The organism is Flavobacterium taihuense (genome assembly GCF_019351435.1).
Taxonomy (GTDB): Bacteria; Bacteroidota; Bacteroidia; order Flavobacteriales; family Flavobacteriaceae; genus Flavobacterium; species Flavobacterium taihuense.
Window position 1 is genome coordinate 234,614 of record NZ_JAHWYN010000005.1, and the last position, 13,525, is coordinate 248,138.

Annotated in this window: 11 protein-coding genes; all 11 read left to right on the top strand. The window is 33.9% G+C overall.

Annotated elements, in window-relative coordinates; all coding sequences use genetic code 11:
* Positions 1-16 precede the first annotated feature (16 nt).
* The 11 genes from KZH69_RS07735 (at position 17) to KZH69_RS07785 (ending at position 13,514) form a co-directional block, all read left to right on the top strand.
* Positions 17-628 carry a class I SAM-dependent methyltransferase gene (locus KZH69_RS07735; protein WP_219316857.1) on the top strand — a complete coding sequence of 204 codons (612 nt, stop codon included), beginning with the start codon at positions 17-19 and terminating at the stop codon, positions 626-628.
* A gap of 83 nt (positions 629-711) precedes the next feature.
* Positions 712-1,890, top strand: a complete 1,179-nt coding sequence (locus KZH69_RS07740) for an acylneuraminate cytidylyltransferase (protein ID WP_219316858.1) — start codon at positions 712-714, stop codon at positions 1,888-1,890.
* Between the two features lie 64 nt (positions 1,891-1,954).
* Positions 1,955-2,830, top strand: a complete 876-nt coding sequence (locus KZH69_RS07745) for an N-acetylneuraminate synthase family protein (protein ID WP_219316859.1) — start codon at positions 1,955-1,957, stop codon at positions 2,828-2,830.
* Between the two features lie 6 nt (positions 2,831-2,836).
* Entirely contained in the window at positions 2,837-3,655 is an 819-nt protein-coding gene (locus KZH69_RS07750; RefSeq protein ID WP_219316860.1) for a polysaccharide pyruvyl transferase family protein, read from the top strand.
* Between the two features lie 41 nt (positions 3,656-3,696).
* Positions 3,697-5,094, top strand: a complete 1,398-nt coding sequence (locus KZH69_RS07755; protein WP_219316861.1) for a glycosyltransferase family protein — start codon at positions 3,697-3,699, stop codon at positions 5,092-5,094.
* An 8-nt stretch (positions 5,095-5,102) separates the two neighbouring features.
* Positions 5,103-6,536, top strand: coding sequence for an MBOAT family O-acyltransferase (locus KZH69_RS07760; protein ID WP_219316862.1), 1,434 nt, complete (start codon positions 5,103-5,105; stop codon positions 6,534-6,536).
* Between the two features lie 181 nt (positions 6,537-6,717).
* The gene (locus KZH69_RS07765) at positions 6,718-7,200 is read left to right on the top strand and encodes an endonuclease domain-containing protein (protein ID WP_369410643.1); all 483 of its coding nucleotides are present in this window, start codon (positions 6,718-6,720) and stop codon (positions 7,198-7,200) included.
* 1,956 nt (positions 7,201-9,156) lie between these two features.
* Positions 9,157-10,035 carry a hypothetical protein gene (locus KZH69_RS07770; RefSeq protein WP_219316863.1) on the top strand — a complete coding sequence of 293 codons (879 nt, stop codon included), beginning with the start codon at positions 9,157-9,159 and terminating at the stop codon, positions 10,033-10,035.
* 4 nt (positions 10,036-10,039) lie between these two features.
* Entirely contained in the window at positions 10,040-11,191 is a 1,152-nt protein-coding gene (locus tag KZH69_RS07775) for a glycosyltransferase family 4 protein (protein WP_219316864.1), read from the top strand.
* Entirely contained in the window at positions 11,188-12,720 is a 1,533-nt protein-coding gene (locus tag KZH69_RS07780; RefSeq protein WP_219316865.1) for a glycosyltransferase family 2 protein, read from the top strand. The genes KZH69_RS07775 and KZH69_RS07780 overlap by 4 nt, the downstream gene beginning before the upstream one ends.
* A 2-nt stretch (positions 12,721-12,722) precedes the next feature.
* A complete protein-coding gene (locus tag KZH69_RS07785; RefSeq protein ID WP_219316866.1) occupies positions 12,723-13,514 on the top strand; it encodes a glycosyltransferase family 2 protein in 792 nt (263 codons plus the stop codon).
* Positions 13,515-13,525 lie beyond the last annotated feature (11 nt).

Consider the following 13,525-nt stretch of genomic DNA (forward strand, 5'->3'; position numbering starts at 1 on the left):
TAAAATATATATCCGAATGAGAAAAATACTTTCCAGAATATTAAATAAATTTAAAAGAAGAAAAGAGAACATTAGAATAGTGGACATAGAAAAAGCGACATATCTATTAAAATCAAAAAAAGAATCTGATAGTGCACGTTGGGCAAGAAATAATGAACTATTTTCTAACTGGAATGAAAGAACAGCAATATTGGCTTCTTTTATACAGCCAGAAGCGAGTATTATTGAATTTGGAGCCGGGGTAATGCATTTGAAAACATTATTAAAAGATTCCAAATTGTATACTCCGTCAGATATTGTAAAAAGATATGATGAAACAGTAGTTTGTGATCTCAACGAACCCATTTCTTTAAAACTACAGTCCTACAACGTTGCGGTTTTTAGCGGTGTCCTAGAGTACGTATATGATGTTGATAATGTTATTCATCAGTTAAGCGATAATCACGTAGAACAGATTATATTGTCGTATTGCTGTTCAGACATAGTAAAACTATCCAGAGAAAAAAATGGTTGGTTGAGCGATTTAACGAAGGAAGAATTAGAAGCTATTTTTACCAATTATAATTATAAAATTAAGGATTATAAAGAATGGAATAAGCAATCAATATTTAATCTTATGAAAATATAAGAATTTAAGGATTTGATTATTTATTGTGATATACAAGAATAATGGTTTCATATTTAAAACAGAAGAGTAAATAGTATAGACATATGAAAAAAATAGGACTTATTCCACTTCGTAAAAACTCCAAAGGAATTCCAGGAAAAAATAAAAAGAAAATGGTGGGACGCCCCCTATTTTCATGGGTACTTACTGAGGCTATTTTTTCTGAACTGGATCAGGTGTATGTGTTTACTGATGATTTGGAGATTATTGCATTTATAGAGAAAGAGTATAGTTGGACCAGCAAAGTAATTCCAATATTGCGTAACGAAGAAAATGCCAGTGATACCGCTTCGACCGAAAGTGCCATGCTGGAGTTTTCGGAAAAAATCAATCATAATTACAGTGTATTGTGCTTGCTGCAAGCCACTTCACCATTAACCTTAGCAACAGATATCAATATTGCGCTTGAGAAAATAACCAAAGAGTCTTATGATGGAGTAGTCAGTGTGGTAAAAACACACCGATTTATTTGGGGGAAAGAGGGAGAACCTATTAATTATGATGTTTTCAATAGACCAAGAAGACAAGATTTTGAGGGATTGTTAATCGAAAATGGTGCTGTATATTGCACGACTAAAGCAGCTTTCATTGATTCAAAAAATAGAGTAAGCGGGAAGATTGGATTGGTCGAAATGGCTGAAGAAACGTTGATGGAAATAGACAGCCTTTCAGATTGGGATAGTATCGAAACACTTTTAATTAATCGTCAAAAATCAAAAAAACAAAATCAAAGAATAGATTTTTTGGTGTTGGATGTTGATGGTGTTTTTACCGATGGTTGTGTGTATTACAGTCAAGATGGAGAAATGGCCAAAAAGTTTGATATGCGAGATGGAATGGGGTTGGAAATTCTAAGACAAAATAATGTGGAGGTGGTTGCACTCACATCTGAGGATTCCAAATTGGTAGCCCAACGAATGAAAAAACTTCAAATCGAAAATACTTTTTTAGGAGTTAAGGATAAATATTCTTTTTTAAAGCATTTTATTGCGTCTAGAAATAGTAGTTTTGCGGCCGTTGCCTATGTGGGGGATGATGTCAATGATTTGACGAACATTTGTAGTGTTGGATGGTCATTTGCACCAGCGAATGCAGTAGATGTCGTTAAAATGAATGCTGATATTGTGTTATCGCACCATTCGGGAAATGGCGCTATTCGCGAAACATGTGAAATGATAATGAAGTATAATAAAAGATATGAAATGAGCAGGTCCGAAAAATAGGGCGCAAATACAAATGAAGATATGCGAATTACCTATGACCTTTAAAAAACAATAAATATCACAGATGAATAAATATATAAAGCCTTTTGTAATAGCCGAAATCGGTTGCAACCATAAAGGAGATATGGAGATTGCAAAAGAGTTGATCAAGATTGCTGCTATTTTTTGTAATGTAGACGCGGTGAAGTTCCAAAAAAGAAATAATAAAGAATTATTGACAGCGGAACAATACAATGCGCCTCATCCTAATGCTTCTAATTCGTATGGAGCTACTTATGGCGAGCATCGGGAATATTTAGAATTTGATGTTCATCAACATGCGGAGTTAAAAAAGTATTGTGAAGAAGTCGGTATCATTTATTCCACTTCAGTCTGGGATTCCACTTCAGCCAAAGAAATGGCTTCACTAAATCCTCAGTTTCTAAAAATTCCATCAGCTTGTAACAATAATTTTGAAATGCTAGGTTGGTTGTGTGATAATTATTCGGGAGAGATTCATATTTCAACGGGTATGACTACGAAAGATGAAACCGAAACTTTAGTGAATTATTTTATTGAAAAAGGACGAAACAAGGATTTGGTCTTGTACAATTGTACCTCAGGCTATCCAGTTCCTTTTGAAGATGTCTGTTTATTAGATATCAATTTATTGACTCAGAAATATGGTGACAAAGTAAAGCATGTTGGTTTTTCCGGGCATCATTTGGGAATAGCTGTCGATATTGCTGCCTATACTCTTGGAGCTCCTATTATTGAGAGACACTATACAATTGACAGAACATGGAAAGGAACGGATCATGCAGCATCATTAGAACCTATGGGACTTCGAAAATTGGCTCGAGATTTACATGCAGTGCACAATGCCTTGTCCTTTAAATCTACTGATATTTTGCCTATTGAACAAGTGCAACGGGATAAATTAAAGAATAAAAAAGGGTAATCGCTGATGCATTTTTTAAATACAATCCGACTTTTTTGGTGGAACGAAAAAGTGATTCAAGGCAAATCCAAAGAAAATTATGGAGATGTTTTGGGAAAATATCTTGTAGAAAAAATTTCAAATAAGAAAGTGGTTTTCGCCTGGCCCAAGAAGTTTTCAATCTTAGATTGGTTTGCACCAATTTACGTAACTGTCGGAAGTATTTTAGCTAATGTAAATCATAAATGTATTGTTTGGGGTAGTGGGATTATTGACCAAAAGACACCAATTAAAAATGCTGCTTTTTTGGCCGTTCGGGGTCCACAAACACGAAATTATTTATTGACTTTTGGCTATAAGGTTCCTGAGGTTTACGGCGATCCTGCGTTATTATTGCCGAAGTATTTTAATCCTAAAATTGAAAAGAAATACAAATACGGTTTTGTGCCGCATTATAATGATTATAAGCTAGTTCAGCATTGGTTTGAAGATAATCCTGATGTTTTGCTGTTCGATATGATGACCAATGATGTAGAATCCAAAACAGTCGAGTTTTTGCAATGTGAAAAAATAATTTCTTCTTCTTTGCACGGAATTATTATCGCTCATGCTTATGGTATTCCAGCAGTTTGGCAAAAATTTTCAGATAAAGTATTTGGGAATGATATAAAATATCAAGATTATTTAGAGTCGGTTCAGTTATCTTTTTACCAACCTGAAATACAGATAAGGCCCTATACGTATTCTGAAATGGAGAATCTTTTTGCTAATTTGCCTAGTTTGCCTCAAAAACAAATGATAGATGGACTATGTGATGGATTAATGAAAGTATGTCCTTTTAAATAATTATTTATCTTTTGAAATCCAATTATTCATTACTACTTACAATGAAAAAAAACATATTTATTTTTCTCCCAGACGGTGTAGGGTTGCGCAATTTTGCTTTTACCGATTTTAAAAACATTGGAGAAAAAAGAGGCTATGCTATTACGTATTGGAATAACACTCCTTTTTCTATTGCAGAAAAAATAGGTTTTAAGGAAGTTAAAATCGAAAATACCTCTCTGCATCCTCTAACAACCATTTACACTCGTGCCCGTAAACGAATGGAATTGAATTTTTTTGATAAAAAATTCAAAGAAACCGTTTACAATACGTATAATTTTCCTCAATCGTACCAAGGAATTAAAAATGCGGCCAAAAGTTTAATGGTGGATGTATTCACAACTTTTGGTTCGAATGAAAAAGGAATAACATGCGTTCGGGAAAAAATTAAAAAATTAGAGCGAACCACCACTAAATATCAAGATTGTAAAAAGCAACTTGAAGCGCATAAACCTGATTTTGTATTTTGTACCAATCAGCGACCTACTCAAGCACTTGCACCCGTTTTGGCGGCACAAGATCTAGGAATTCCAACAGCAACCTTTATTTTTTCTTGGGATAATTTGCCCAAAGCCACTACTTTGGTAGAGACGGATTATTATTTTGTATGGAGTGAGCATATGAAAGAAGAGGTTTTGTTGTATTGTCCGTACGTTAATGAAAATCAAGTTTTTGTAACGGGTACCCCGCAGTTTGAAAGTCATTTTGACAAAAGTCTTTTACTAAGTAAAGAAGCCTTTTTTGAAACATACCAATTAGAAAACAATAAAAAATACATTTGTTTTTCCGGTGATGATATTGTGACCTCTCCGCTAGATCAATACTATTTGGAAGATTTAGCGCTTTCTGTTCGTGATTTAAATAAAAAAGGATATTCTTTAGGGATTATTTACCGAAAATGTCCAGTTGATTTTACAGATAGATATGAAGCGATTTTAAAAAAATATCAGGATGTTATTGTCAGTATAGACCCTTTGTGGAGTCCAGTTGGTAAAAGTTGGAATGAAATAATGCCAACTAAGGAAGATTTCGCCTTGCAATCCAATATTTGCGAGCATACTGAATTTGTGGCCAATATAGCCTCTTCTATGGTTTTTGATTTTGTAGCGCATAATAAATCCTGCTTGTTTTTTGATTATGAGCAACCACAATTAAAAAAAGGGATTCGAGATATTGGACAAAATTACAACTACATTCATTTTCGTTCTATGCCCTCTAAAGAAGCTGCGCTATGGATTCGAAAGAAATCAGATTTGACCCTAACTATTAAAGATATTCTGGATGGAAAATCGTCAAGTGTTGTTGATGGAAAAAAATGGTTTGATAAAATCGTTGGAATGAACCCTACCAAAGCGTCTGTTGAAATTTGGGATACTATTGATTTTATATTAAAAAATTAAACTAAAATATGTTTTTCAATTCCTTGGCTTTTGCCATTTTTTTGCCCATCGTGTTTTTCTTGTATTGGTTTGTTTTTAATAAAACAAAAAGTACCCAAAATGCAATCCTTATTATTGCCAGCTACTATTTCTATTCCTGTTGGGATTGGCGTTTTTTGTTTCTGTTGGTTTTCTCAACTTTTTTAGACTATTATACAGGAATCAGAATTGAAAAAAGCATTAATGAAAAAGGAAGAAAGTTTTGGTTTTGGCTAAGTATTATTGTGAATTTAGGATTCTTGGGTATTTTTAAATACTTTAACTTTTTCTCCACTTCGTTTGCACAAATGTTAACTTCAGTAGGATTTAAAGCAAGCCCGATTTTACTGGATGTGATCTTGCCAGTAGGGATTTCTTTTTATACGTTTCATGGATTGTCCTATGTGATTGATATTTATTATAAACGCATCAAAGCCGAATACAATTTTGTTGACTACTCATTGTTTGTGAGTTATTTTCCGCTTTTGGTGGCAGGTCCTATCGAAAGGGCGACTCATTTATTGCCTCAGGTAAAAATAAAAAGAGCGTTTAATATGGCTCAAGCCAAAGAAGGAATCTGTCAAATCATTTGGGGATTGGTCAAGAAAGTGGTTATTGCTGATACTTGTGCCACTTATGCCAATGCTATTTTTGATAATTACACTTCAATGAATTCCTTGTCTTTAATTTTGGGAGGAGTCTATTTTGCTTTTCAAATTTATGGGGATTTTTCAGGATACTCTGATATGGCTTTAGGTATGTCAAAATTGTTCGGATTGGATTTATTGCGCAATTTCAATTATCCTTATTTTTCAAGGGATATCGCCGAGTTCTGGCGTCGTTGGCACATTTCGCTTACCACTTGGTTTAGGGATTATTTGTACATCCCATTGGGAGGAAGTAAAGGGTCAAAGAGTATGCAAATCAGAAATGTTTTTATTATTTTTCTGGTGAGTGGTTTTTGGCATGGTGCCAATTGGACCTATGTAACTTGGGGATTTATTAACGCATTGTATTTCTTGCCGTTGTTGATGTTAAGCAGAAACCGAAATAATCTTGAAGCTGTTCCTTTAAAATGGAACTTTGAATCGATTGGAATAATTGGGCGCATGTTCTATACTTTTTCGTTAACCTGTGTGGCTTGGGTATTTTTTAGAGCGAAAACCATTACTGATGCTTTCTTGTATTTGAAACGGATCGTTGTAAACAGAGAATTTACCTCTCAGTATCTTGTAAATGAGCGATACAATTATGAGTTGCTCTTAATGGTAGGTGTTTTTGTATTGGTTGAGTGGAATAATAGAACCAAAGAAGAGCCAATTTCGGGGAAATACAATACTGTTAAATTAGCTTTGGCTATAACTGCGATTCTTGCTTTTGGAACCTATTCGGATTATAAGGAATTTATCTATTTTCAGTTTTAATTACCCTAGCCCTAAAGGGAGTCGGAAACCCCGGATCTAAAGGGAGTCGGAAATAAGGGAATTGATGATTTTTGTTTTACTCTGAAATACCCCAGCCCTAAAGGGAGTCGGAAAAGGAAAATGAATTGGTGTATTTTCGTTTTGTCCCAGCCCTAAAGGGAGCCGAAAATGAAGAGCTGATGTGAAACACGAGATGTCATCTTTTTTTTTACCTTTTAGGGTTGGGGAAAGAAAAAAAAGGATTGTTTTTGAATTAAACCTATTTATAAAAGTTATGGATGAGAATCCGTTTAAACCTGAGGATATGTGGAAAGGTGCATCTCCACAGATTTTTTCAAATGCAAAAAAATTAAGAGAGAATCTAACAGAGGCAGAGGAAAAGCTATGGTTAGCATTAAGAGAAAATCAGATTGGAGGATATAAGTTTAGAAGACAACATCCTCTGAGTTTATATATTGCTGATTTTTACTGTCATGCTTTGAAGCTTGTAATTGAAATAGATGGTGATTATCATTTATCCGAAGAACAACAGTTTCTTGATAAAAAAAGAACGAGTGATATTGAATTTCAAGGATTAAAAGTGATTCGATTTACAAATGAGGAAGTTATGTTCAAATTGCCGGAAGTTATAGATAGAATTAGAGCGTTTATACTCTGGCCCTAAAGGGAGCCGAAAATGGGGAAATGGAGATTTTCGTTTTACCCCGACCCTAAAGGGAGCCGAAAATGAGGAAATGGGGATTTTCGTTTTACCCCGACCCTAAAGGGAGCCGAAAATGAGGAAATGGGAATTTTCGTTTTACCCCGACCCTAAAGGGAGTCGAAAATGGGGAAATGGAGATTTTCGTTTTGCCCCGACCCTAAAGGGAACCGAAAATGGGGAAATGGAGATTTTCGTTTTACCCCGACCCTAAAGGGAGTCGAAAATGAGGAAATGGGGATTTTCGTTTTACCCCGACCCTAAAGGGAACCGAAAATGGGGAAATGGGGATTTTCGTTTTACCCCGACCTTAAAGGGAGTCGAAAATGGGAAAATGGGGATTTTCGTTTTACCCCGACCCTAAAGGGAGCCGAAAATGGGGAAATGGGGATTTTCGTTTTACCCCGACCCTAAAGGGAGTCGAAAATGAGGAGCTGATTTGAAACACGAGATGTTCTCTTCTTTTGCCTTTTAGGGTTGGGTCGAGGAGTAAGAGAGAGCGCAGAATTTTTGTTTTTACCCTGAAGCACCCCTGCCCTAAAGGGAGTCGGAAATGGGGTGTTTTACTCCTATCCTAAAGAGAGATTGAAATTAGGATTGATTTGAAATTGAAGATAATGTTGTCTTTCTTTTTTTCTCCCTTTAGGGTTGGGGAAGAAAAAAAAGAAAGTGTGAGGAATTTTCGTTTTACCCTGACTCTAAAGGGAGCCGAAAATGAGGAACTAATTTGGAATAGGGGAATGTTCTTCATCTTTTTTTCTCCCTTTAGGGTTGGGGAAGAAAAAAAAGAAAGTGTGAGGAATTTTCGTTTTACCCTGAGTCTAAAGGGAGTCGAAAATGAGGAAATGGGAATTTTCGTTTTACCCCGACCCTAAAGGGAGCCGAAAATGAAGAGCTGATTTGAAACACGAGATGTTCTCTTCTTTTGCCTTTTAGGGTTGGGTCGAGGAGTAAGAGAGAGCGCAGAATTTTTGTTTTTACCCTGAAGCACCCCTGCCCTAAAGGGAGTCGGAAATGGGGTGTTTTACTCCTATTCTAAAGAGAGATTGAAATTAGGATTGATTTGAAATTGAAGATAATGTTGTCTTTCTTTTTTTCTCCCTTTAGGGTTGGGGAAGAAAAAAAAGAAAGTGTGAGGAATTTTCGTTTTACCCTGACTCTAAAGGGAGCCGAAAATGAGGAACTAATTTGGAATAGGGGAATGTTCTTCATCTTTTTTTCTCCCTTTAGGGTTGGGGAAGAAAAAAAAGAAAGTGTGAAGAATTTTCGTTTTACCCTGACTCTAAAGGGAGCCGAAAATGGGGAAATGGGGATTTTCGTTTTACCCCGACCCTAAAGGGAGCCGAAAATGGGGTGTTTTACTCCTATTCTAAAGAGAGATTGAAATTAGGATGATTTGAAATTGAAGATAATGTTGTCTTTCTTTTTTTCTCCCTTTAGGGTTGGGGAAGAAAAAAAAGAAAGTGTGAGGAATTTTCGTTTTACCCCGACCCTAAAGGGAGCCGAAAATGAGGAACTAATTTGGAATAGGGGAATGTTCTTCATCTTTTTTTCTCCCTTTAGGGTTGGGGAAGAAAAAAAAGAAAGTGTGAAGAATTTTCGTTTTACCCTGACTCTAAAGGGAGCCGAAAATGAGGAAATGGGAATTTTCGTTTTACCCCGACCCTAAAGGGAGCCGAAAATGAGGAACTAATTTGGAATAGGGGAATGTTCTTCATCTTTTTTTCTCCCTTTAGGGTTGGGGAAGAAAAAAAAGAAAGTGTGAAGAATTTTCGTTTTACCCCGACCCTAAAGGGAGCCGAAAATGAAGAGCTGATTTGTAACACAAGATGTTATTTTTTTTCCTTTTAGGGATGGGGAAAGGAAAAAAAAAGAAATTATTTGAATCATTAATGATTAAAAAACAGAATAAAAATTCTAATGAAAAAGTTTTTACTATTCACTTTAAAAATATTAGTCTTAACAGTAGTAATTGCTGTTGCTTTAGATTTTATTTATACCGCTATTTATCTGCAATCGAGTAATCGAGGCAAAATAGACCATATTTATAATTCCAAAAATGAAAATTTCGATGTTGTTATTTTAGGATCTTCCAGAGCCAATAACCATTTTGTTACCCAAATGTTTGAAGACAAAGGATTAAAAGCATTTAATTATGGAATGAGTGGAGGTCATTTGTTTGAAGCTGATTTATTATTGAAATTAATGATAGAACGGCATTATAAAATTAAGAACGTAATTCTGGAAGCCGATTTGAATTTGTCCAATAAGCATAGAGATTATGGGATTTCGAGTAAATTTTTACCCTATTTGCACCAGTCAGAAACGGTGAAAAAACATTTTTCAAACGAATATGATTTCTGGGAGTTGTATTATTTACCTTTTTACCGATATATAAAATTTGATGAACGTATTGGTTTCCGAGAGCTTTATAATACTACTTTGAAAAAGCCAACGAATACTTTGGACAATAAAGGGTATTATCCTTTAATTAAGCGAAAAGGAAATATGAAGAACAATATTGTTAATCTAAAGCCTTTAGAAGACAATCAGTATTACGAAGAAATTAAGCAAATTTGCAAAGACAATAAAATTAATTTAATTGCTGTAATGACTCCTATGTGTGAGAATGTCAAAGGAATGGACTATTTTGATAAAGTTAAGAAAATGTATCCCGAAATTCACAATTATGAAAATGTAGTAGTGGAGGATAAATATTTTTCGTCCTGCGGACATATGAATGATACAGGTGCGAGACTATTTACGACCCGAATTATAAAAGATTTTTTTAATAAATAAAAATATGCATATTGCCTTTTTAACCCCCGAATATCCTCATGCGCGTGTACAACATGCGGCAGGAATAGGCACAAGTGTCAAGAATTTGGTATTGGCTTTGGTTAAAAAAGGCGTAACCGTTTCCGTTTTTGTTTATGGCCAAAAAGAAGATGCGATTTTTCAAGAAAAAGGGATAAAAATACATTTGATAAAAACTCAAAAGTATAAAGCGTTTGGTTGGTTTTGGCATCGAAAATACATTCAGAACTATCTGAATGCATGCATTGTTTCAGAAGGAATCAATTTGGTTGAAGCACCAGATTGGACAGGAATTACCGCTTTTGTGAATTTCAAAGTACCAGTCATAATTCGCTTTCACGGAAGTGATACTTATTTTTGTCATTTGGAACAAAGGAACCAAAAATTTAAGAATTTTTGGTTTGAAAAAGCTGCAATTAGTAAAGCCCAAGCTTTTATTGCACCTACTCGTTTTGCTGGAGAACTGTCAAAAAAACTTTTTAACATTAAAAATAAAAAAATCCAAACGATCCATTATGGACTGGAGTTGAATCAATTTGAAAATGATGACCCTTTGATTTATGAGAATGGATTGATTTTATATATTGGCACTATTATTAGAAAAAAAGGAGTGTTGGAATTCCCCGTTATTTTTAACAAAGTAAGAAATAAATACCCAGAAGCCAGATTGATTTTTATAGGAAGCGATTCTTATGACATCCAGACCAAATCCAAATCAACTTGGGAATTAGTCCAACAACAATTTGAAGACGACGATTTAAACCATGTTTCTTATTTAGGTAAAATTCCATATCAAGAAGTACAGGATTATATAAAAAAAGCCCATGTTTGCGTTTTTCCAACTTTTGCCGAAACTTTAGGAATGGTTACTATTGAATCTATGGCATTGCAAAAACCAGTAGTGAATAGTAATATTGGTTGGGCACAGGAATTGATTGTTGATGGCGAGAGTGGTTATTTGGTACATCCTAAAGATCACGATGAGCTTGCCAATAAAATAGTTGGTTTGTTACAAGATGAAAATTTATGCAATGCCATTGGAAGCGCTGCAAGAACGAGAGTAGAAGCTATTTTCGACATTGAAAAAATTGTGGCACAAAACATAACTTTTTATAAATCCATAATAGATAAATTTTGATTGTAGTCTATCATAATAATACTTGCATTACCAGAGTTGAATCTAAAGAAAAAAAAGAGATCTCTTTTTCTATGGATGAGTCGATTGCATACGGATTAATGCAATTAGCGATTCAGTTTCCAGAATCAAAATTAGTTTGGTGTTATCAAGAATGCAGTAAGCACATTAATATAGAAGTTGTTCCTGAATTAATGCATCATCAAAAAATAATGTTGTCGTACAATCCGAGTGGCAGTAATTATTTGGGAAGCAGAATTGGTTACGTTGAAGATTCACCATTTATCAATATCAATAAAAAAGTAAGCTATCCCACCTGGCAAATGAGTAGTTTGGTAGGAGTAGTTTATGGTTCAGTTTTATTGACTTTTAAGGATAAAATTAAGTTGGATTCGGATTTTGATTATTACCTCAATTCTATTGCTAAAGTGGGAATGCCAAAAGGATTGCTTTGTTATTCTGAGCCAAAACTTTTAGTAAAAAACGAGATTATCTTGCCTATTCAAGACATCAGTACTTTTATGTTATTCCGATTTGTAAAGCAACATTATCGCATGCGTTGGGTATTTTTGCTTTTCCTCAATCTATTAATTTATGAAAAATGCTATCAGTTGTTGTCTTTGATACGAAGTTTGGTTTTTAGAAATAGAAATCTATCTAATGTTAATTTTGATATGATTGAAGTTCAATCAACAAAAAAAGTAGTTACAACAGGAACTATTGACGTTATTATTCCCACGATTGGCAGAAAAGACTATTTGTATGATGTTTTGCAAGATTTAGCGAAACAAACCCATTTGCCAATTAATGTGATTATTGTGGAGCAAAATCCACAAGAGAATAGTGTTTCAGAATTGGATTATTTGCAAACCGAAAAATGGCCGTTTGTAATTAAACACACTTTTACCCACCAGGCTGGAGCTTGTAATGCCAGAAATTTGGCTTTGAGCCAAGTAGAAAGCGAGTGGGTGTTTTTGAATGATGATGATAATAGATTGGATGAAAATTTAGTCAATAATGTGTTTAAGAGAGTCACTCAATATGGAACGGATGCAATAATAACATCTTATCTCCAGCCTTGCGAAATACAACTTTATAAAACTATTCATCAGTCTGGAATTTTTGGGTCAGGGAATAGTTTTGTGAAATCAGAATTTTTAAGATTCGTGTCTTTTGATAAAGCACTTGAATTTGGTTATGGTGAGGATACTGATTTTGGGTTCCAACTGCGTAATAAAGGACATGATGTGATTTATTTTCCTGATTTGAAAATTACACATCTCAAAGCACCAATTGGGGGATTTAGAATAAAACCTACTTTTGCATGGTCAAATGAAGCTGTGCAACCCAAGCCATCCCCGTCAATGATGTATGTAAAACAAAAAAACAATACCAAAGAACAATTGTTGGGCTACAAAATGGTGTTGTTTTTTAAATTATTTAAAAAAGAACCAGTTTTAAATTATTTGTTTTTTTTAAAAACATTTCAGAGGAAATGGTTTGTTAGTAAATACTGGGCGAAAAATATATAATTATGGAAAAGGACAAAAAATTAATTAGTTTTTTAATTACACATTATAATAGACCATTTGATTTAATGGAGTGTATAGAAGCAATTAAAAAAATTAATATTTCTAATTATGAAATTGTTGTATGTGATGACGGTAGTGAAGATAGAAATATTAAGCTATTGCAAGGTTATGAAATTGATAAGTTGATTTTAGCAAAAGTGAATCAAGGACTTGCTGCAAATTTAAATAAAGGTATTGAGGCTTGCGATGGAGCGTATATTATTTATTGTCAGGAGGATTTTGTATTAGATCCCAAAGTCAGTAATGTTTTGCAAGAATGTTTTGATTTATTGGAAAATAAAAAAGTTGACATGGTCAGATTTACATCAAATTGTCAATTTAATAAGCTAATTACTTTAACGGCAAATATTTCTTTGATTCCAAAATTTTCTTTTCGAAATTTTTTATTAAATTATTATCAATACAGTGACCACCCATTTGTAACAACAAAAAAGTTTTATGAAAACTATGGGTATTATCTTGAGAATACTTCTGGTAGATATGGAGAGACTGAGTATGCAATCCGAATTTTAAAATCTAATGCTAAAATAGGTATTTCAAATAAAAAATTAGCTTCAACAATTATTGGTAGTCAATCTGTTTTAGTATATGAGAGTATTTATGAGGCAAAAGAATATAAAATAAATAAAAAGGTAATTATAATTGCTCGAGCTTTTCGATTGTATTTAGAATTGATTTTATATAATAAATATAAAAGAGGTTTGGCAACCTATAAAAATTTTAGAAAATTATAAAGTATTGATAA